Genomic DNA, 21,532 nt, shown 5'->3' on the forward strand with positions numbered 1-21,532 from the left:
ATGTGCGGCCTGTCAGGTTATTTCGATCCGCGCGGCCAGCGCCCCGTGGACCGGGCGCTGCTGCTGCGCATGAACGATGCAATCCGTCATCGCGGACCGGATGGCGACGGAGTCCATCTGGCGCCGGGGATCGGTCTGGCGCATCGCCGCCTGGCGATTATCGACGTCGCCCATGGCGCGCAGCCGCTCTATAACGAGGACAATACCGTCGCGATCGTCTTCAACGGCGAAATCTATAATTTCCAACCGCTGATGGCGGAGCTGGAATCCCTCGGCCACAGGTTCCGGACCCGCTGCGATACCGAAGTGATCGTGCACGGCTGGGAGGAATGGGGACCGGACTGCGTGAAACGCTTTCGGGGCATGTTTGCCTTCGCCCTGTGGGATTCCAACACCGAAACGCTGTTCATGGCGCGCGACCGGCTTGGCAAGAAGCCGCTCTATTACGCCGTCCTGCCCGATGAAACGCTGATTTTCGCGTCGGAACTGAAGGCGCTGATGCGCCACCCGGGTTTCCGGCGCGATATCGACCCGCGCGCGGTGGAGGATTATTTCGCGCTGGGCTATGTGCCGGAACCGCGCACGATCTACCAGGGCGCGGCCAAGCTGGAGCCGGCGGAGCGCATGGTCTGGCGGCGCGGCGCGGCGATGAAGCGCGATATCTACTGGCATCTGAAAATGTCGGAATCGGGCCCGGCGGATCTCGATGACGCCGAGACGGAGCTGCGCGAACGGCTGGACGAGGCCGTGCGGCTGCGGATGATTTCCGACGTGCCGCTGGGCGCGTTCCTGTCGGGCGGCGTGGATTCCAGCGGCATTGTGGCGCTGATGGCGGGGCAGTCGGACCGCCCGGTCAATACCTTCAGCATCGGTTTCGGCGACAGGGCCTTCGACGAATCCGCCTATGCGCTGCAGATTGCGCAACGCTATGAAACCAACCATGAAATGCGCGTCGTCGATCCGGATTCCTTCGATCTCGTCGACCGCCTGGCGGGCATTTACGACGAACCCTTCGCCGACTCCTCGGCCATGCCGACCTTCCGGGTCTGCGCCCTGGCGCGCGAGCATGTGACGGTCGCCCTGTCCGGCGATGGCGGCGACGAGGCCTTCGCCGGCTACCGCCGCTACCTGTGGCACCACCGCGAGGGGCGGTTGCGCTCGATCCTGCCCGCCGCGATCGGCCGCCCGGTCTTCGGCGCGCTGGCGAGGATATACCCGAAGATGGACTGGGCGCCGCGCATGTTCCGCGCCAGGAATACCTTCGAGGAACTGGCGATGACCCCGGAGGCGGCGTTCTTTCACAGCGTTTCCGTCTCCAGCGATGCGATGCGCAACCGGATATTCAGCCCGGAATTCAGGCGCGCCCTGCAGGGCCACCACGCCATCGAGACCCTGTCGCGCCACATGGCGGCGGCGGATACCGATGTGCCGCTGCTGCAGGCGCAGTATGCCGATATCAAGACCTGGCTGCCAGGCGACATCCTGGTCAAGACCGACCGCGCCAGCATGGCCAATTCGCTGGAGGTCCGCGCCCCGCTGCTCGACCATGAAATCGTCGAATGGGCCAGCACCCTGCCGGTTGCGCTGAAGCTCGACGGCGCCAACGGCAAGCGCATCCTGAAGCGCGCCTTCGAGCCGCTGGTGCCGGACGACCTGCTGTACCGGCCCAAACAGGGCTTCTCCATCCCGCTCGCCAGCTGGTTCCGGGGGCCGCTGGCGGCGAAGGTGCGCCAGACGGTGACCGGCCCGGCGATGGCGGAGTGCGGCTGGTTCGACATGGCGGTCCTGAAAACGCTGGTCGACCGCCACCAGTCCGGCCTGCACGACCACAGCCCGGTGCTGTGGAGCCTGCTGATGTTCGACGGCTTCCTGCGCCAGGCCGGATAGGCGGGGTGGCCGGCCCGGCGGGCGGTGTCCGTCGCGGCACATATCTCCGCCATGCGCTGTAAAGCAGGGCCATTTCCAACCCATTGGAAACAATAAATAATAATAAAAGCTTAATGAGTGTCGGAATTCTTTACAAAATCCGCGAATCAGGAAAATTCTTTCATAATATACTGTTATTGTTGAAAAAAATCTAACCACAGGATTGCGGCAGCGGATTTGGGCCAAAATACTGTCGGAATTTTTTACAATGCCCTGTATTTCGGATTCATGGAAAATTCTAACACATTGAAACATAACCAAAAATATTAGTTGGCACGGTTCATGCTTATAATGGCTGCAAGGGACCAACGGATTCAGTTGAACAGTTACTCAAGGAGACGACAATATGAAACACTTCAAGACAGGAAAGCTCCTCGCGGCGGCCACGGTCGGCGCGATGATGCTGACAGGGGTTGCCGCGCAGGCCCAGGGCGTTATTACCTGGGACCCGGGCAACCCAGCCAGCGGTAATCCAGATGGCGCAGGTACGGACTTTGATGGCACTGCCGTCAAAACAGACCGTATCGATATGGTTGCCGTCAATGACAACCTATCTACGCAAGGAACATGTATATCCGGTAACTTCAGCTGCTGGAATCTGAACTTCGTCGATGGCAACGGCAATTTTACGGAATCGTTCACTTTCCTGGCCCTTACCTCAACGTTGAACGGCGATCCATTAGCGGCCCGTCGATTCGGTAGCGCCAGTATGAATGACAATTTGGCAATCGGCCCGTATACGGAGTCCTACGTATCGGTACAGGTCTCCCTGACCGGCTCCCTGGTCGGTGGCGCAGCGACCATGACGGCGCTGGCGGCTGCCACTACCCCCACGCAGATCGCTGACCTGCTCGACCTTACGTACAACACGGGCACGTTTGCGTATTCGTTCCATGAAGACCTTGACGTGACGGGCACCACCGTTGCGATCGGTACGTTCGATCTTATATCCGGTGAATCTGACGTCGGTAATTCCGATGCGCGCATTGAGCTGGGTTGGGATACGGCCGCCGCCTTCGATCTGTCGCCGGAATGGACCGATGCCAACGGCAATCCGTTCAATCCGTTTGACACACTTCTGAACGACATCACCCAGGGTGTCGAGATTATGGAGAAGGTGGGCTTCACGGCTGCCGGTGGCGGGATTGCAATCCGGAGCCGCGGCGCGGAAGTCGGCTTCAGCCAGTTTCCGGCTGTTCCGGAACCGGGCGCCTTGGCCCTGTTCGGTGTCGGTCTGATCGGTCTGGGCGCCCTCGCCCGCCGTCGGGCGCTCAAGGGAGCGGCTCAGGCGTAAGCAATATCGCCTGATCCGGAAAAATCCGGGCGAACTGCCGAACTGAATGGACCCGCCAGAGAAATCTGGCGGGTCTTTTCGTGTGAATGACGAAAATTTCCTGTATCGCGCAATCGGGAAACAAGGACGTTTCTCGGGCCCCCGATTGAAGTAATTCGGGGGTTTTTTCCTCTGTGAGCCTGGCAAATATCGTGCGCCCGCAACAGGGGGCCGGATATCCGCTACGAGGCCAGAGCAGGCGGCGCGTGTGGCGCGAGGCCGCGCCCTTCTTCGCGTTCCCCCGACGCCGTGCGCCGGATCATTGACATGACCAATGCCATTGAAGCACTTGGAGAAAGAGTGAAAGCTGCCGCATTCTGGGTTCTCCATGGCCAAGTCACGTGACCTTCGGCAAACATTTTATCGGGCCCGTGGCGGCGTAATTTTAAACAGCCTGCTCGCACACGGAAGTTCTGTCACCCGTTTTTTCCCATATCGCGTCGATCAGAAGGAACCTGTCGCGGACCCATTTGGATCTGATGCATTTTCTTCCGGCAGCCGACAAGATTACGAAGACAATATGCGCTGAGACGGTCATCATCTGGCAAGCGGGTTACGGGCGGGGTGCCCAATGGCAAGAGCAGGGCGCGCCAGTGGCGGCCCTGTGCCGTTCCGCAACGGGTTAGGGCTTATATGCCATACGATTCGTCGTCACGATCGGAAACCAACACATTGCTATAGTTTAAGCTCCCGCAGCACACTCTTTGCTTCCACCAATTCTTCATCGTTGCTGTTCTCGCCAATGAATTTCGTCAGCAATTCGACGGCTTTCCCCGTGTCGCCGCTCTTTGCATAAGCCCTGGAAAGAAGGACATGGACTTCCTCGTTATCCGGGAGCCGTTTCGCCAGAGAGCGCATGATCAATACAACGCGGTCGTTATCGCGCCCTTCTGAAAACAGGATGTTGGCAAGTGTGAGAAGCACCGGGGGCGTTGACGGCGCCAGTTCAACAGCGCGCTCCGCGTATACAAGCGCCCTTTCCGGATTATCTGCCACCAGCAGGGAAGCCAGATTGTTCAGCATGATCCAATTATTCGGAAAACGGTCTACCAGCGACTCGTAATGTTCTCTCGCTTTGGCCCTTTCACCCTGAATCGTAAAATAGTTTGCAAGTTCCAGTCTTGCCCGGTCATCCATTGGGTGCCCTTCAACCCACGCCTCCAGTTCCCTGACCGCGAGGTCTTGCTCCCCCGACTCCCAGCGGGCCGATGCGAGCTGTATCGCTGCCGACTCATCCATCGCCCGGGAATCGATGCCGGCGAGAATCGTGCTCGCCCGTTTCGGATCCTCTTCCCGCCGGGCCATCCAGGCTTCCAGCTTCGCTAGCGCTATGTTATCCGGATCTCGTTCCTTCAGCGTCAGGAGTTGCTGTTTCGCTTCTTCGGTCCGGTTAGAAATTGTGAGGGCGTGAATCCGGGCAGTGGCCGCCAGCCCGAACTGAGGGTCAAGTTCAAGGGCCCGGTCCAGTGCCGCCAACATTCTCGGGCCATTGTTTAGCTGTCCATAGGCCTGCGCCAGAAAATAATGGGCTCTCGGATTGGCCGGTTGGATCTGCGTCAGGCGCTCTAATGTCCTAACTGCTTCGCCCGGCTTTTGCGCATCGATAGCGGCCCGGCCCAGTATGAGCAGCATTTCCGGATGATCCGGGTTCTCGCGTGAGACATCGTTCAATAGGGCAATTGCCCGTATCGGTTCGCCGCGCTCGACCAGCGATTGTGCGGCCAGTACCCTTGGCTCCACAGCTCGGGGGTTGGCATCCATCGCAGTTCTGAGCAAGGACTCGGCTTCTTCAGGCTTTCCCTGGTATTGCGCCAGCGCAATGTAGCGCATCAACGTCAGCAAGTGACCGGGCCGCTGTTCGAGAATCCGGTCGTAAACGGCCCTTGTTGCTGTGAAATCCTGCGTGATCAAATGGATATCCGCGATCGTGTATGCGGCTCCGATATGCGTCGGTGCGATCTTCAACGCTTCCTCCAACGCACCGATGGCTTCAGTCCATTCCTGCTTGCCTTTATGCGCAAGCCCGATGCCAATCCACGGGTTAGGGCTGTCCGGGTCGGCCGTCCGGAGTTCGTTGGCGACTTTCAGCGCTTTGTCAAATTCACTCCTCCGCAGATGAAGCTGCATCAGTGTGTATTTTCCCTTGAGAAAGCCGGGCGATTCTTTCGTCGCTTTTTCGAGTTCCTCGAGTGCCTCATCGCTCCGTCCTGTCGCAAATTTCACCCGTGCGAGGCGAAGGCGCGTTTCCGGATCATCGGGATTAATATCAACCGCCTTCTGGAAATAATTATCGGCAAGAAACAGATCCCCACTGGCCGTTGCAGCTGAGGCAACCATCGTCAAAAGCTGAATATCGTCGGGCGACTGCTCGGAGAGCGCCTTGAACGTTGAAAGTGCTTCATCCGGTTTTAACAAACGCATCTGCGCTATACCGAGCAACCGCCGGACATTCCTGCTTTCCGGCGCCTCCGTTAAATAGCGTTGCAGGCTGTAATTGGCTTGCTCGTAGTTTCCGAGACCGAAATTCGCCATGCCAACGATCATATGGGCCTGAATACTGTTCGGTTGGTTCTTGAATATCCGTTCACCCGCTTCCTTCGCTGCCGCAAAATTTTCTTTCTGCAGTTCAGCCAGACCCAGGTAATAGTTCGCGGGGATATAGTCCGGGTAGTGCTCCCTGACTGCATTCAGATTGGCAATTGCCTTGTCGTAGTCGTTCAGTGCTATTTGGGCTCTGGCAATACCAAGTTGCAGTTCCAGGTCGGATTTTCGGTTCGCAAACGCGGCTTGAAATGCTTCCTCTGATTCTTTGAAGTTCTTTTGCCGGAATGCGAGTTCTCCCTTCGCCGCCTGTACGGAATAGTGGTCCGGAGAGAGCGAAGCGGCGCGATCCATCCTTGCTTTTGCTTCCTCCCAATCCCCTCTAAATATCGATACGTTTGCCAGGCCAACGATTGCCTCCAGGAATTCCGGCGCATTTGTGTGTTTCAAATGCGGGCGTTCCTTGTCGATATCCGTTTTGTATGCCGATGCGGCTTTCTGATATGCCGCTTCGGCTTCGTCGAGGTTTCGTTGTTCCAGAAATGCGTGGCCTCGTAGAACTGCCGTGTTACTGACTTCGCTTGCGGACATGCCATCAGATATCTGATGGTTTTGCAGAAGTGTCGAATAGTCTCCACGCAAAAGAAGGCTTCGCCCAATCAGGAACTTCGTCTCAACCTTATTCGCGCCCAGGCTCTGTGCGGTCTTGAGTTCTTTTTCGGCGGATTCCGCATCGCCGATGTCGAGGTAGATTCTGCCGAGCATCAACCGCGCTTCGACATTGTCCGGGTCCTTCTGCAGGATCGTTTTCAGGTCGATGCTACCAGCTCGCAGGTCGCCGGATTCGATGGATTGTTCGACGCGCGCCAACAGGTCGTCCACGTTCTCCACGGAGGATTCATCGCAGCCGAACAGGATCAGGGCCGAAAGGAGCACCGCGCCAGACCGGAATAGTGCGGGGCGGGCCCTGGATGCGTGACGGCGGATATCGTTCATGTCGGTAACTTCCACATTCTGAATTTGGGACAATTTCATAAATTAACGCGACCGGATAAAATTCGTTCGGTCGGGATTCGGTAAAACACTATTGCGGCCGGGAGTTTACCATATCCTGGTTCCGGGTGCGACGGTAACAAGCATTCGGCGCGAAAATCGTGCCGTTCCGGTTAATATTACTGTCTCAGCCCGGCGTCAGCCCGCGCAACCGTTCGGAACGCCGGCGCAACAGTTCCATGACGGTCAGCAGGCCGATGGACAACATGACCAGCAGGGTTGCGACGGCCAGGATCGTCGGGCTGATCTCCTCACGGATGCCCGACCACATCTGGATGGGTATGGTCCGCTGTTCCGGGCCGGCGATGAACAGCACCACCACGACCTCGTCGAACGAGGTGATGAAGGCGAACAGCGCCCCCGAGACGACGCCCGGCGTCACCAGCGGCAGCACGACCCTGAAAAAGGTCCGCATCGGCGACGCCCCCAGGCTGGCCGCGGCGCGGGTGAAGGTATGGTCGAATCCCGTCAGGGTCGCCGTTACCGTGATAACCACAAACGGGATTCCCAATGCCGTATGCGCCAGGATAACGCCGGTATAGGTCTGCGTCAGCTGATACTTGGAGAAGAAAAAGAACATCCCGGCGGCCGAAATGATCAGCGGCACGATCATGGGGGAAATCAGGACAGCCATGACCGTTGCACGATACGGCATGTACCGGCTGGACATGCCCAGCGCCGCCAGCGTCCCCAGCGCCGTCGCCAGGATCGTCGAAAAGAACGCCACGATGAAGCTGTTCCGGATCGCGCCCAGCCAGGAATCGGACGTAAAGAAGTCCCGATACCAGCGCAGCGACCAGGCATCCGGGTCCAGCGCGATCATGCCCTCGGAAAACGTGAAATAGGGCTCGGCGTTAAAGCTGAGCGGGATAATCACCAGAATGGGGCCGATCAGAAACAGGAAGACCAGCCCGCAGAGCAGGCGGAAGACGTAGTGCCAGCTCCGTTCCGCGAATGTGGCGTATGGTGGCGGCGCCATGACCCTCAGCCCAGTTTCATCTTGTCGACGCCGATAAGGCGGTTGTACAGCAGATACAGCGCGATGACGGCCCCCAGCAGCAGCGAGCCGATCGCGGCGGCAAGGCCCCAGTTCAGCGACTGCTGCATATGATAGGCGACGAAATTGGTGATGAAGCGGCCGGACTGTCCCCCGACCAGCGCGGGCGTGATGTAGTAGCCGATCGCCAGGATGAACACCAGGATCGAGCCGGCGCCGATACCGGCCAGCGTCTGCGGGAAGTAAACCCTTCGGAATGCGGTGAAACCGGTCGCGCCCAGCGACCGCGCCGCCCGCATATAGGCCGGCGAAATTGTCTTCATCACCGAATACAGCGGCAGGATCATGAACGGCAGCAGGATATGGGTCATGGCGATGATCGTGCCGGTCTTGTTGTAGATCAGCTGCAGGCGGTTCTCGTTCGTGATCAGGCCGGCCCAGACCGCCAGATCGTTCAGGACGCCCTGGCTCTGCAAAATCGCGATCCAGGTCGTCGTCCGCACCAGCAGCGATGTCCAGAACGGCAGCAGCACCAGGATCATCAGCAGGTTCGACTGCCGCATGGGCAGGGTCGCCAGCAGAAAGGCAACCGGATAACCCAGCAGCAGCGCCAGCACCGTAATCAGCGCGCTCATCCATATCGTGCGCACGAACAGGTTGACGTAAATCTGCATGTGTTCCGGCTTTGCCTCGATCGCGCCGTCGGCGCCATATCTGAGATCGAGCGCCGCCAGGTAATACGACAGCGTATAGTTGCCGGATTCCCGCTTCAGCAGCCGCCAGACATCCGGTTGCGCCCATCGCTCGTCCAAGGCGATGAGCGCTTCCTTGTACGGCCCCCTTTCGAGAGCCTTGGACCTGCGTGCGGATTTCATGATCAGCGAGCGCATGCCGCCGCTTTCGTAGTTCAGCCGGCTGGCGACCCTGCCGATGGTTCGCGCGCGACTGCCCGCGGCAAGGTCCCGGACGGCGGCGGCGAACACCGCCTCCCCGGGCAGCCCTTCCCCGTCCCAGCCGGAAAGGGCGCGCACCGTCTCGGGCATATGCGTGGTTACTTCGGTGCTCTCGACGCTGCGCAACAGCATATCGAATATCGGCAGGATGAACGCAACGAGCAGAAACAGGAAAAGCGGCGCGACCAGGAGCACCGCCCTGATCCTGTTGCGGCGCTGGGCACGGCTGAGGCTGACCTTCAGCGGAACGCCGTCGGCCGTCGTCAGATCGTCCGGCGATGTCGCCGCGAGCCCGGTCACGATAAATTCTCCATGGGCGAAAGAGACGGGGGCAAAGGCCCCCGTGTTCCGGCTATCTGGCCAGCCAAGCGTTGAAACGCTCGGTCAGCTCGTCCAGGTGATCGGCCCAGAATTCGTCATCCTTGTGCAGGGCGGTTTTAAAGTTCGGGCCATAGGTCGGCATATGCGGTTTCATGTCGACACCCGTCTTCGCATGCGTGGAGACCAGGGCCGCGGAGGAAATGCGCGCCGGACCATAGGAAATATACTTGGCCTGATCGGCGAGGCGCTGCGTATCGGTCGCGAATTTGAGATAGTCCGCCACCTTGTCCAGCTTGCCCCTCGGCACGACCCAGCCATCCAGTTCGAAGACCTGCGCGTCCCAGATGATCTTGAAGGGCTGGTCTTCGTTGACCTGGGCGTTGAAGATACGACCGTTATAGCCGGACGCGAACGCCACCTCCTTGTCGGCCAGGAGCTGCGGCGGCTGCGCGCCTTCCTCCCACCAGATCACGTTGTCCTTGATGGTGTCGAGCTTGGCGAAGGCCCGGCTGATGCCTTCTTCGGTGCGAAGCGCTTCATAGACCTTGTCGGCGGGAACGCCGTCCGCCATCAGGGCCCATTCCAGGTTATTGACGGGCTTCTTCTGCAGCGACCGCTTGCCCGGGAAGCTTTCCAGGTCGAACACGTCCTTCATGGTCGACGGCTGCCTGCCGGAATATATCGTCGTGTTATAGGCGACGATGTTGGAATAGACGATCTGCGGCACGAAGCATTCGCTCAGCGAACCGGCGATGAAATCATCGCTCGGCGGGACGCCGTCCGGCGACGGGGCAAGCACCTTGTCATGATCGATGATATCGACCAGCCCCTCGTCGCAGGCTATCTGCGCCTCGGATGGCAGCATGTCCACCAGATCCCAGGTCACATTGCCGGCCTCGACCTGTGCGCGCAGTCCTGCCAGCGCCGTCTGGGCCTTGTCGACATTGACGATCGTGTCATCTGTCTTCTCCGTCCACGGGTCATGATAGGCGCTCTTCTGGCTTTCCGTATAAGCCCCGCCCCAGGACACGATGGTCAGGCTTTCGGCAATAGCGGCGGAGGAAAACGCCCCTGCAAAGGCCGCCAGGCCAAGCGTTGCGATATGCTTGTTCATTTCTGCTTACTCCCTTGTCGTTTCGGTCAGTTTTTTTGGATGCCGTCAGGCGTCCAGTGCGCGGCAATCCTCGCGCGCCCAGCCCACCATGATCGTCTGGCCGCGCTTCAGGGCCGGGTGCGTCTGCGCATTGGGAATCTTGACGATAAAATCGCTGTTGCCGCAGACCGAGACACGCGTGCGCAGGTGATCGCCGAGATAGATCACTTCGCGCACCTCGGCCTCGAAGATGTTGGGACATGTGCCCGTCTCCGGATCGATCGTGACGCGTTCCGGACGCAGCGACAGGGTCGATTTCGCCCCCGCGCCCGCAACGTTGACCGGCAACGCCTCGATCACGACGCCCGATTCCGTGCGCACGCTGCAGGCATCACCGGACAGTTCGACCACGTCGCCGATCAGCCGGTTGTTTTCACCGATGAACGAGGCCACGAAGGCATTTTCGGGCTGTTCATACAGGACGTCCGGGCTCGCCAGCTGTTGCACCACGCCGTCATTGAAGACCGCGATGCGGTCCGACATCGTCAGCGCTTCCGACTGGTCGTGGGTCACGTAAAGCATCGTGACTCCCAGGTCTTCATGAATGCGCTTGATCTCGTATTGCATTTCCTCGCGCAGATTCTTGTCCAGCGCGCCCAGCGGTTCGTCCATGAGGACGATTTCGGGCTCGAAGACCAGCGCGCGCGCCAGCGCCACGCGTTGCTGCTGGCCGCCGGACAGTTGCGCCGGCCGGCGGTCGCCAAACTCCTCCAGCCGCACCATTTCCAGGGCGCGGGCGACCTTTTCCCCGGTTTCCGCCGGGCCGAGCTTGCGGACCTCCAGCGGAAAGGCGAGGTTCTCCGCCACGCTCATATGCGGGAACAGGGCATAATTCTGAAAGACAATGCCGATCCCGCGTTTGTGCGGCGGCACGGTGTTGATAGGTTCGCCGTCGAGAAGAATATCGCCGTGGGTCGGGGCTTCGAATCCCGCCATCATCATCAGGCAGGTGGTCTTGCCGGAGCCGGACGGCCCCAGAAGGGTGATGAATTCGCCGCTGGCGATATCGAGGTTAAAGCCTTTTACGACAAGCGTTTCGCCGTCATAGCTTTTTTGCACATTGTGGAACCGCACAAACGGCTGTTTGCGCGGCCCCTCACTGGAAAGAGGTTCACGCAAATGTATGTCTCCGGCTGTGTGCTAGGCACACATGATAACAATATTGAATTAACATAAGATTCACTAATAATACAATTTTTTTCAGTATATTGAAGTATTATTTTTATTAATATCGCGAATCTGTAAATAAGAAATCAATAAATAAAACCGTAAATAATATCAATACTATTATTGATCATAACTATATTAATAAAGTATACAGAACATGAACTCTTTAAATGCAAGTAGTTCGTTTATTTTACCTGTTTTTGTAGTGTTTGGAGTTCCCTGTCAGGGACATCCGCTCAGGAACAGTCGAACCAATCCGGGCAGGTTTCCGTCATTTACGCCGTGCCGCTATAGCACATCAGGTTTGAACGGAACCGGTTGCGATTCCAGTCGAACACGATCTGATCTATCCGGCCCGACCGGGAGGAAGGGCGGTGGCGATTATCCTGGCGCCGGCGTACTCCGTATAAGGCCGGTCATGATTTATCAGAACGTTCCCGGCGTGATGCCCGTCCGGCCGCCATCCAGGGTAATGACGCTGCCGTTTACATAGGACGATTCGTCGCTGGCGAGGTAGAGCGCCACGTCGGCGGCTTCCTCGACGAAGCCGGGCCGGCCCATCGGCGTCGCCTTGCGCTGGGCTTCGCTCATCGGCTGGCCGGCGCGGTTGTCGCGGTTGAGGCGCACGGGGATGCCCTGTTTGCTTTCGCGGAGCGCGCCCGAATTGATGCAGTTCACCCGGATGCCGTGGCGCGCCAGCCAGAAACTCATCACATGGGTCAGCGGCTGCAACCCGCCCTTTGCCGCGGAATAGGCAACCAGTGTCGGGTTACCCAGCACGCCGTCGATGGAACCGTGATGGATGATCGCGGCATTGCCCGCCGCCTTCAGCGCCGGCAGGAGTTTCTGGCTGCACAGGAAAGGCGCGGTGAGATTGACCGCGACCTGCCGATTCCATTCGTCCAGCGGCACGTCCTCGAATTCGCGCCGCTCGGCGATGGCCGCATTGTTGAACAGCACATGGATGGTGTCGCGCCAGTCCATGCAGGCTTTCGCCATGCGGTCGATGGCGGCCGGATCCGCGAGGTCGGTTTCGATGAACGTCGCATCGCCGCCTTCGGCGCGGACCATGGCCGCGGTCTCCGCGCCCATATCCGCGTCGATATCGACGCAGGCGACCGCGGCGCCCTCGCGGGCGAACAGCAGGCTCGCCGCCCGGCCGACGCCGGAGGCCGCCCCGGTGATAACCGCGTTTCTACCATCGAGCCGTTTCATTCGTTCCTCCCCGCCGCGTGATGCCAGCCGCAATCATCGGCGGGGCGGTCCGAGTTGGCAAGAGGGCTACATCTGGGCTCCGATCTGCCAGGGCACGAATTCGGCGTCGCCGAAGCCAAGCTGTTCGGAAAGCGTCCGTTCGCCGCTGGCGATGGCCAGCAGCTTGCGGAAGATACGCTCGCCGACTTCCTCCAGCGAATCGGTGCCGTCGATGCAGGTGCCGCAATTGATGTCCATGTCTTCGGACATGTGTTCATACATGGGCGTATTGGTGGCCAGCTTCACGCTGGGCACCGGCTTGTTGCCGTAACAGGAACCGCGCCCGGTGGTGAAGGCGACCAGGTTGCAGCCCGACGCCACCTCGCCCGTGATCGAGCACGGGTCGTAGCCGGGGCTGTCCATGAAGGCGAAGCCCTTGGTCGTGATCGGTTCGCCGTATTTATAGACGCCGACGAGATTGGTCGTCCCGCCCTTGGCGACCGCCCCCAGTGATTTTTCGAGGATCGTGGTGAGCCCGCCCGCCTTGTTGCCGGGTGTGGGGTTGTTGTTCATGCTGCCGTTGTTCTTGGCCGCATATTCCTCCCACCAGCGGATGCGCTCGATCAGCTTCTCGCCGACTTCGCGGCTGACCGCGCGGCGGGTCAGCAGGTGCTCCGCGCCGTAAACCTCCGGCGTTTCGGCCAGCACGCCGGAGCCGCCGTGCCGCACCAGCTTATCGACGGCAATGCCCAGCGCCGGGTTGGCCGTCAGCCCGGAGTAACCGTCCGAGCCGCCGCATTGCAGCGCCACCGTCAGTTCCGAGGCCGGGCAGGTCACCCGCTGCATCGCGTTGGCGCGCGGCAGCACGGACCGTATCCAGTTCAGGCAGTATTCCACGGTTTTCCGCGTCCCGCCCTCCTGCTGGATGGTGGTGTAATGGAAGGTTTCGTCCGAGGGCTTGCCCATGGTTTCCAGCATGAAGGGAATCTGGTTCGCCTCGCAGCCCAGCCCCAGCATCAGCACGGAGGCGAAATTCGGATGCCGCGCGTGACCCCAGATGGTCCGCTGCAGCATGCGGAAGCCTTCATCGTCGGTGCCGATGCAGCACCCCGCGCCGTGCACGATGGGCACGATACCATCGACATTCGGGTAATCGTCCAGCAGCCCTTCCTTCTCCACCGCCTTGGCGACATGCAGCGCCACCGTCGCGGCGCAGTTTACCGAGGTGACGATGCCGATATAGTTACGCGTGCCGACCTTGCCGTCCTCGCGCCGGTACCCCTGATAGGTCTCACGTTCGGCTTCCGGCACCATGACGGTTTCAACCGCCCCTTCGCCATAGGCGTAATCCCGTTCGAAATCGCCCATCGACACGTTGTGGACATGGACATGCGCGCCGGGCGCGATATGTTCCGACGTGAAGCCGATGATCTGGCCGTATTTGACGACGGCGGCGCCGGCTTCGATGGGGACGATTGCGATCTTGTGACTGCGCGGAACCGGTTCGCGCGCGGTGATCGATGCCGGCGATACCATGTCGCCCCTCGCGACGTCGCCCAGCATGATGGCGACATTGTCCTGCGGGTTGAGCCGCAACGATTCAATACTGGCCATGTCGTGTCCCCCACTTTCTACAGATGACCCCTATGCCGGTTCAGTCCGCCGCGTCCCGGTAGGCGTCGAGCGGCGGGCAGGCGCAGACGATGTGCCGGTCGCCATAAACCTGATCGATCCGGCCGACCGGCGGCCAGTATTTATTGTCCCGCACCGCCGGTAACGGGAAGGCGGCATCCTCGCGCGAATAGGGCCGGGTCCATTCGCCGGACATCAGTTCGTCCAGCGTATGCGGCGCATGGTGCAGCGGGCTGTCTTCGATCGCTATAATGCCGGACTCGACTTCGTCGACCTCTGTCGCGATAGCGATCATGGCGTCGCAGAAACGGTCCAGTTCCACCTTTGATTCGCTTTCCGTCGGTTCGATCATCAGGGTGCCGGAAACCGGGAAGGACATTGTCGGGGCATGGATGCCGAAATCGACCAGCCGCTTGGCGACATCGTCTATGGTCGCTTTCTGCATGGCGCGCAGGTCGATGATGCATTCATGGGCAACCAGCCCGCCCGGCCCGGTATAGAGAACCGGGAAATAGGGATCGAGCCGCCTGGCGATGTAATTCGCGTTCAGGATGGCGACCTGCGTCGCCCGCAACAGCCCGGCGCCGCCCATCATGGCGATATAGGCCCATGAAATCGGCAGGATGCTGGGGCTGCCCCAGGGCGCCGCCGATACGGCGCCAACGCCGCCTTCTGTTCCGCCGCGCTGTGCGCAATGCCCCGGCAGGAAGGGCGCCAGATGCGCCTTCACGCCGATCGGCCCCATGCCCGGCCCGCCGCCGCCATGCGGAATGCAGAAGGTCTTGTGCAGGTTCATATGCGATACATCCGCGCCGATTTCCGCCGGCTTGGCGACCCCCAGCATCGCGTTCAGATTCGCGCCATCCAGATAGACCTGCCCGCCATGGTCGTGAACGATGCGGCAGATATCGCGGATTGCTTCCTCGAACACGCCATGTGTGGAGGGATAGGTCACCATCAGCGCGCCCAGCCGACCGGCATGCGCCGCGGCCTTCGCCCGCAGGTCGTCGATGTCGATATTCCCCCGGCTGTCGCATGCGACCACGACAACCCGGAAGCCCGCCATCACGGCGCTGGCGGGATTGGTGCCATGGGCCGAACTGGGAATCAGGCATATATCCCGTTCCCGGTCGCCCCGGTCGTGGTGGTAGGCCCGGATAACCAGCAGGCCTGCGAATTCGCCCTGCGATCCCGCGTTCGGCTGAAACGACACCGCGTCGAACCCGGTCGCCGCGCAGAGCATTTTTTCCAGCCCGTCGATCAGTTCCCGGTAACCGGCAAGCTGATCCGCCGGCGCGAAGGGGTGGATACCGCCGAATTCACGCCAGGTGACGGGGATCATTTCCGTCGTCGCGTTCAGTTTCATGGTGCAGGAACCGAGCGGGATCATGGAGCGGTCCAGGGCGATATCCTTGTCCTGCAGCCGTTTCATATAGCGCAGCATTTCCGTTTCGGAATGATGGCTGTTGAACACCGGATGGGTCAGGAAAGCCGAGCTTCGGCGCAGTGCCGCCGGGATGGCGTCTTCCGTTTCCGAATCCAGCGCGTCCACCGACAGCGAGCCCTCATCGCCGAAGATTCGCCACACGGCTTCTATATCCGCGCGGGTCGTGGTCTCGTCGAAGGACAGGCCGAGCGTATGTTCATCGGTCCGCCGGAAATTGTAACCCTCCGCGATCGCCGCGTGATGGACTTCCGCGGCATTGCCGTCCGGCAGGTGGACGCACAGCGTATCGAACCAGGCGGCGGCGCCGATTTCGGCGTCCAGCCGTTTCAGGCCGGCGGCGACAATGCAGGTCATCCGATGGACCCGTTCCGCGATGGTCCGCAACCGGTCCGGGCCATGATAGACCGCATACATGCCCGCCATCACCGCCAGCAGGACCTGTGCGGTGCAGATATTGCTGGTCGCCTTTTCACGGCGGATATGCTGTTCGCGGGTCTGCAGCGCCAGCCGCAGCGCCGAGCGGCCGGCGGAATCGATCGAAACGCCGACAAGCCGGCCCGGAATGGAACGGCGGTATTCGTCCTTTGTCGCCATGAAGGCGGCATGCGGTCCCCCGGCGCCCATCGGCACGCCGAACCGCTGTGCGCTGCCGATGACGATATCCGCGCCCCATTCGCCCGGCGGCTTCAGCAAGGTAAGCGCCAGCAGGTCGGTGGCCACCGCAACCAGCGCGCCGGCGGCATGCGCCGTCTCGACAACATCCGCGCAGTCGTCCACCCGCCCGCAACCGGCCGGATATTGCAGCAGCACGCCGAACGGCGCCGCACCGGCAATGTCCTTGTGCGGATCGCCGATCACGAGATCGATCCCGAGCGGTTCGGCGCGGGTCCGCAGCACGTCGATGGTCTGCGGATAACAGTCCGCGGAAACGAAAAAGACGCTGCTTTTCGACTTGCCGACCCGCCGGCACAGGGTCATCGCCTCCGCCGCCGCCGTGCCTTCGTCGAGCAGCGAGGCGTTCGCCAGGTCCATGCCCGTCAGGTCCATGATCATGGTCTGGAAATTCAGCAGCGCTTCGAGCCGCCCCTGCGAGATTTCCGGCTGATAGGGTGTATAGGCCGTATACCAGCCGGGGTTTTCCAGCACGTTGCGCAGGATCACGCCGGGCGTGTGACAGTCATGATAGCCCATGCCGATGAGCGACCGCATCACGCGGTTGTTCGACGCCATCCGCCGCAGTTCGGCGAGCACATCGTATTCCGTCCGGGACGGCGGCAGGGCGAGCGGCTCCCGGCAGCGGATCGATTCCGGCACCGCAAGGTCGATCATCGCATCTAGCGAGTTCGCGCCCACGATCGCCAGCATCGCATCGACTTCATCGGGTGAAGGGCCGATATGCCGGCTGACAAAATCGTCACGCTGTTCCAGTTCCTTCAGGCGTTTGGCGGTCATGGCGCGCTCCCGGATCCGTTGCGGCTCAGAGTTTCTTGAGGAAGGCCCGATAGGCCTTTTCGTCCATCAGGTCGTCCAGTTCGGCCGGTTCGCTGATGGTCATGGTGTAGAACCAGCCCTCGCCCTCGGCATCCTCATTGACCCGCCCCGGTTCGCCTTCCAGCGTCTCGTTGACGTCCTCCACCTCGCCCGTGATCGGCGCATAGACGTCGCTCGCCGCCTTTACGGATTCGACGACCGCGGCCTCGTCGCCCTGCGCCAGGGCCGCCCCGGTTTCGGGCAGGTCGACGAAAACGATGTCGCCAAGCTGCTCCTGCGCATAGTCGGTGATGCCGATCGTTGCGATATCGCCTTCAATTCGGACCCACTCATGATCTTCCGTAAACCTGATGTCGCTCATGATTCCCTCTCGCGGATTATCCCCGGTAATAACGTTGCGGCGTGAAGGGCAGGTCCACGACCTGCGCCGGCAGCGCCTTCCCCCTGACCATCAATTCCACCGATGTCCCGGAAATCGCACTTTCACTGGCCATGTAACCCATGGAAACCGGTCCGCCGACGGTCGGTCCGAAACCGCCGCTGGTCACCGTTCCGATTTTGCCGCCGGTCCCATCGATGATGTCCGTTCCCTCGCGCGCGGGGGCCCGGCCCTCCGGCCGTAATCCGACCCGTCTGCGGGGGGCGCCTTCCGCGATCTGGCGCCGGATGACCGCATCGCCGGGAAAGCCGCCTTCCACGCGCCGCCGCTTGCCGATGGACCACAGCAGGTCCGCTTCAACCGGCGTCGTTGTTTCATCGATATCGTGCCCATAAAGGCAGAGCCCGGCCTCCAGGCGCAGCGAATCCCGGGCGCCGAGCCCGACCGGCATCACCTCCGCCTCAGCCAGCAGGGCCGTCGCCAGGGCGGGCGCGTCAGTAGCCTCCACGGATATTTCAAAGCCGTCCTCGCCCGTATAGCCGCAGCGGCTGACAAGACAGTTTGCGTCCTTTACGCGCATTGCGGCCGCGGACATGAACTTCATCGTCGCCACGCCGGGTGCGAAACGTTCCAGCACCGCCGCGGCCAGGGGCCCCTGCAGGGCGATCAGCGCCGCATCATCGAGGACTTCCATGCCGATATGCGATGGCAGATTGTCCTGCATATGCGCGATATCGGCTTCCTTGCAGGCGGCGTTGATGACGAGGAACAGGTGGTCCCCCGCATTGGTCACCATAAGGTCGTCGAGAATGCCGCCGTCGGCGTTGGTGAACTGGGTGTAGCGCATGCGCCCGGGCGCCAGCGCACGGATATCGCCCGGCACCAGCGCCTCCAGCGCATCGACGACGCCATCGCCGCGCAGCCGCAACTGGCCCATGTGGGAGACGTCGAACAGGCCGGCTTCGGCCCGTGTGTGAATGTGCTCCCGCAGAACGCCGGCGGCGAACTGGACCGGCATGGCGTAACCGGCGAAGGGCACCATTCTGGCGCCGCATGCGTCATGGACGGCAAACAGCGGCGTGCGCTTCAACGGCGCTATGTTCCGGTCATCCACGCTCGGCCTCCGACAGAATTGAAAGGACAACGGTTCCCGAAACCGGATCCCGCTGCCCCCGCTCTGTCTGTGGACCTGAGAGTATCACCGGGGCCTTGCCCGGCTTTCACCTTCGGTGAGACGCCGGATTCCCGGCGTCTGCTTTCCAGAGTGCTCTCCCCCTGCGGTCCTTTTGCCTGAGAGATTCCGGGGCGGTTGCTCCTTCGGCGCGGATGCCTTCCGGTATCCGCCTCTCCCACAGGGTTCATCGATGCGTAACGCCAACCACCGTAGCGTGCTTCCGGTGATTGTCAACTGAATGCTGCGGCGCGGTAACCCTAAGCCGTGGCCGCCATGCGCGACGCCTTCTTGCGCTCATGCGGATCGAGATAGCGCTTGCGCAGACGGATCGTATCCGGCGTCACCTCGACCAGTTCGTCGCCCTCGATATAGGCGATGGCCTGTTCCAGCGACATGCGCCGCGGCGGCGTCAGCCGCACCGCCTCGTCGGTGCCCGACGCGCGGATATTCGTCAGCTGCTTCGATTTCAGCGGGTTGACCTCAAGGTCGTTGCCGCGGCTGTTCTCGCCGATGATCATCCCCTCATATACCGGGACGCCGGAGCCGATGAACAGGGTCGCCCGCGCTTCCAGACCCATCAGCCCGTAGGCGACGCTGTTGCCGGACGCGATGGAGATCAGTACGCCATTGCGCCGACCGTCGATGGGGCCCGCATGGGGTCCGTATTCGCGGAACACGCGGTTCATGATCCCGGTGCCGCGGGTTTCGGTCATGAAGTCGCCGTGATAACCGATCAGCCCGCGCGAGGGTGCGACAATATGCAGCCGCTGCTTGGCGCCGCCGGACGGGCGCATGTCGACGACCTTGCCGCGCCGCTTGGCGATCGATTCCACCACGGTCCCGGCGAAATCCTCATCGACGTCAATAACGACGTCCTCATAGGGTTCCAGCAGGGCGCCCGTATCCGGGTCCTTGCGGGTGATGACCTGGGGCCGGCTGATGGTCAGTTCGAACCCTTCCCGGCGCATCGATTCGATCAGCACGCCAAGCTGCAGTTCGCCGCGGCCGGCGACTTCGAAGGCGTCGCCGTTTTCGGTTTCGGTCACGCGGATCGCGACATTGCCTTCCGCTTCGGCCATCAGCCGCGCGCGGATCAGGCGCGAGGTGACCTTCTTGCCCGAACGACCGGCAAGCGGCGCGTCATTGACCGAAAACACCATGGACAGGGTCGGCGGATCGACCGGTTCGGAGGCAATCGGTTCGGTGACCTCCACATCGCAGATCGTATCGGCCACCGTCGCGACGCCGAATCCGGACAGGGCGACGATATCGCCGGCATGGGCTTCGGCGACGCCCTCGCGGCCGGTGCCCCGAAACGCCAGCACCTTGGTAATCCGCGTCCGCTCCGCCAGGGAGCCGTCGCGATGCAGCGCCTTCACCGTCATGTTTTCCCGCACCGTGCCGGATTCGATGCGCCCGGTGAGGATTCGGCCGAGGAACGGATCGCTTTCCAAAGTTGTCGCCAGCATGCGGAACGCGCCGGATTCGCTCACCTTCGGGGGGTTTACATGCTTCACCACCATATCGAACAGCGCCGACATATCGCCGCCGCGCGCGCCGGAATCCGCGGATGCCCAGCCGCCTTTTGCCGAGGCGAACAGGACCTGAAAGTCCAGCTGCTCGTCGCTGGCGTCCAGCGCCACGAACAGGTCGAACACCTCGTCATGGACTTCGTCGGGGCGGGCGTCGGGCTTGTCGACCTTGTTGACGACGACGATGGGCCGCAGCCCCAGTTTCAGCGCCTTGGCGGTGACGAACTTGGTCTGCGGCATCGGCCCTTCCGACGCATCGACCAGCAGCAGCACGCCGTCGACCATGCTGAGGATCCGCTCCACCTCGCCGCCGAAATCCGCGTGGCCGGGCGTATCGACGATGTTGATCCGGGTATTTTTCCAGACGACCGACCCGCATTTTGACAGGATGGTGATCCCGCGCTCGCGCTCCTGATCGTTGGAATCCATGGCCCGTTCGGCAACCTGCTGGTTGTCGCGGTATTGCCCGCTCTGGCGCAGCAATGCGTCCACGAGCGTGGTCTTGCCATGATCGACATGGGCGATGATCGCGATATTGCGAATATCCACGGGGGTATCCTTATAAAAACGGTTCTGAAAGCAAAAAACGGGGGCCAGTCCCCCGTTACGGCCTCATGTAATGTATCTGTGGTTGGATATCCAGCATTTATAGGGGTATATCGGAAAGCTCCGTGCTATAACCCCACCACGCCGCGCCCGTAGCTCAGCAGGATAGAGCACCAGATTCCTAATCTGGGGGTCGTGGGTTCGAATCCCGCCGGGCGCGCCATCTGCATTTCTGGCCCTTGAATCGCCGCTAACACCTTGAAAGGTAAGGTGGTTTCCGGGGTTCGAAACCCCTCTTTCTGGCTATAGGCCAGACGGTCGGCAAAGACCAGTTTTAGCACCGTTCTTTGCGCTTCCAATACGCCGGATTCCCATATTTTCCAAAGACTTGCGAGGAATGTCATGGCGGGTTCGAACATTTCCTTGAAGGCCCGTTTCGGTTGCCCGCCGTTCCTGAGCTTTTCCTCGAAGGCGATCTTCTCCCGTTCCAGCGTTTCGATACGCTTCTCATAGTTGCCAATGACGCTCGGACTTGTAGCCGTAAGCGTGCGGTCAACAACCTAAAAACAGACGTCCGCCGCCGGTTCTCGATCCTGTCGAGGTCGCTAGACTGAGGGAGAATGAACTCCGGACGAGGCTTAACAGGCTGCGGAAAAACGCAATGTTACGGCCCCTATCCGCTTGAGAGCAGGC

Annotated in this window: 13 protein-coding genes, 1 tRNA gene, 1 pseudogene and 2 riboswitches; of the genes and pseudogenes, 4 read left to right on the top strand and 11 right to left on the bottom strand. The window is 61.0% G+C overall.

What is annotated here, in order from left to right; all coding sequences use genetic code 11:
- The 3 genes and pseudogenes from WD767_04995 to WD767_05005 all read left to right on the top strand — a co-directional run bounded on the left by WD767_04995 (nucleotide 1) and on the right by WD767_05005 (nucleotide 3,571).
- On the top strand, nucleotides 1–1,887 hold the full coding sequence (locus tag WD767_04995) for an XrtA/PEP-CTERM system amidotransferase (GenBank protein MEX2615432.1): 1,887 nt from the start codon (nucleotides 1–3) through the stop codon (nucleotides 1,885–1,887).
- Nucleotides 1,888–2,272: 385 nt separating this feature from the next.
- Nucleotides 2,273–3,220 (top strand): PEP-CTERM sorting domain-containing protein, encoded by a 948-nt coding sequence (locus WD767_05000; protein ID MEX2615433.1) that lies wholly within the window; start codon nucleotides 2,273–2,275, stop codon nucleotides 3,218–3,220.
- Between the two features lie 215 nt (nucleotides 3,221–3,435).
- Nucleotides 3,436–3,571 (top strand): annotated as a pseudogene (locus WD767_05005) (transposase).
- Nucleotides 3,572–3,934: 363 nt separating this feature from the next.
- Here WD767_05005 and prsT read toward each other — a convergent pair.
- The 11 genes from prsT to typA all read right to left on the bottom strand — a co-directional run bounded on the left by prsT (nucleotide 3,935) and on the right by typA (nucleotide 20,842).
- Nucleotides 3,935–6,796 (bottom strand): XrtA/PEP-CTERM system TPR-repeat protein PrsT, encoded by a 2,862-nt coding sequence (gene prsT / locus WD767_05010; GenBank protein MEX2615434.1) that lies wholly within the window; start codon nucleotides 6,794–6,796, stop codon nucleotides 3,935–3,937.
- Nucleotides 6,797–6,980: 184 nt separating this feature from the next.
- The gene (locus tag WD767_05015) at nucleotides 6,981–7,832 is read right to left on the bottom strand and encodes an ABC transporter permease (protein ID MEX2615435.1); all 852 of its coding nucleotides are present in this window, start codon (nucleotides 7,830–7,832) and stop codon (nucleotides 6,981–6,983) included.
- Between the two features lie 5 nt (nucleotides 7,833–7,837).
- On the bottom strand, nucleotides 7,838–9,103 hold the full coding sequence (locus WD767_05020; protein ID MEX2615436.1) for an ABC transporter permease: 1,266 nt from the start codon (nucleotides 9,101–9,103) through the stop codon (nucleotides 7,838–7,840).
- A 52-nt stretch (nucleotides 9,104–9,155) separates the two neighbouring features.
- Nucleotides 9,156–10,238 (bottom strand): extracellular solute-binding protein, encoded by a 1,083-nt coding sequence (locus WD767_05025; protein ID MEX2615437.1) that lies wholly within the window; start codon nucleotides 10,236–10,238, stop codon nucleotides 9,156–9,158.
- 45 nt (nucleotides 10,239–10,283) lie between these two features.
- Nucleotides 10,284–11,396 carry an ABC transporter ATP-binding protein gene (locus WD767_05030; protein ID MEX2615438.1) on the bottom strand — a complete coding sequence of 371 codons (1,113 nt, stop codon included), beginning with the start codon at nucleotides 11,394–11,396 and terminating at the stop codon, nucleotides 10,284–10,286.
- Between the two features lie 474 nt (nucleotides 11,397–11,870).
- Nucleotides 11,871–12,659 (bottom strand): SDR family oxidoreductase, encoded by a 789-nt coding sequence (locus tag WD767_05035; protein ID MEX2615439.1) that lies wholly within the window; start codon nucleotides 12,657–12,659, stop codon nucleotides 11,871–11,873.
- A gap of 66 nt (nucleotides 12,660–12,725) precedes the next feature.
- Complete coding sequence (locus WD767_05040) at nucleotides 12,726–14,252, bottom strand: altronate dehydratase family protein (GenBank protein MEX2615440.1); 1,527 nt, start codon at nucleotides 14,250–14,252, stop codon at nucleotides 12,726–12,728.
- A gap of 40 nt (nucleotides 14,253–14,292) precedes the next feature.
- Nucleotides 14,293–17,169 carry an aminomethyl-transferring glycine dehydrogenase gene (gene gcvP, locus WD767_05045; protein MEX2615441.1) on the bottom strand — a complete coding sequence of 959 codons (2,877 nt, stop codon included), beginning with the start codon at nucleotides 17,167–17,169 and terminating at the stop codon, nucleotides 14,293–14,295.
- A 25-nt stretch (nucleotides 17,170–17,194) separates the two neighbouring features.
- Nucleotides 17,195–17,569, bottom strand: a complete 375-nt coding sequence (gcvH, locus tag WD767_05050) for a glycine cleavage system protein GcvH (GenBank protein MEX2615442.1) — start codon at nucleotides 17,567–17,569, stop codon at nucleotides 17,195–17,197.
- Between the two features lie 16 nt (nucleotides 17,570–17,585).
- Complete coding sequence (gcvT, locus tag WD767_05055; GenBank protein ID MEX2615443.1) at nucleotides 17,586–18,701, bottom strand: glycine cleavage system aminomethyltransferase GcvT; 1,116 nt, start codon at nucleotides 18,699–18,701, stop codon at nucleotides 17,586–17,588.
- Nucleotides 18,702–18,760: 59 nt separating this feature from the next.
- Nucleotides 18,761–18,854, bottom strand: a riboswitch (glycine riboswitch).
- 1 nt (nucleotide 18,855) lies between these two features.
- A riboswitch (glycine riboswitch) is annotated at nucleotides 18,856–18,949 on the bottom strand.
- 69 nt (nucleotides 18,950–19,018) lie between these two features.
- A complete protein-coding gene (gene typA, locus WD767_05060) occupies nucleotides 19,019–20,842 on the bottom strand; it encodes a translational GTPase TypA (GenBank protein MEX2615444.1) in 1,824 nt (607 codons plus the stop codon).
- Between the two features lie 143 nt (nucleotides 20,843–20,985).
- On the opposite strand from typA, the gene WD767_05065 reads away from it, so the two are divergent.
- Nucleotides 20,986–21,062 (top strand) — tRNA-Arg (locus tag WD767_05065).
- Nucleotides 21,063–21,532 lie beyond the last annotated feature (470 nt).

This window comes from Alphaproteobacteria bacterium (assembly GCA_040905865.1).
Taxonomy (GTDB): Bacteria; Pseudomonadota; Alphaproteobacteria; order UBA8366.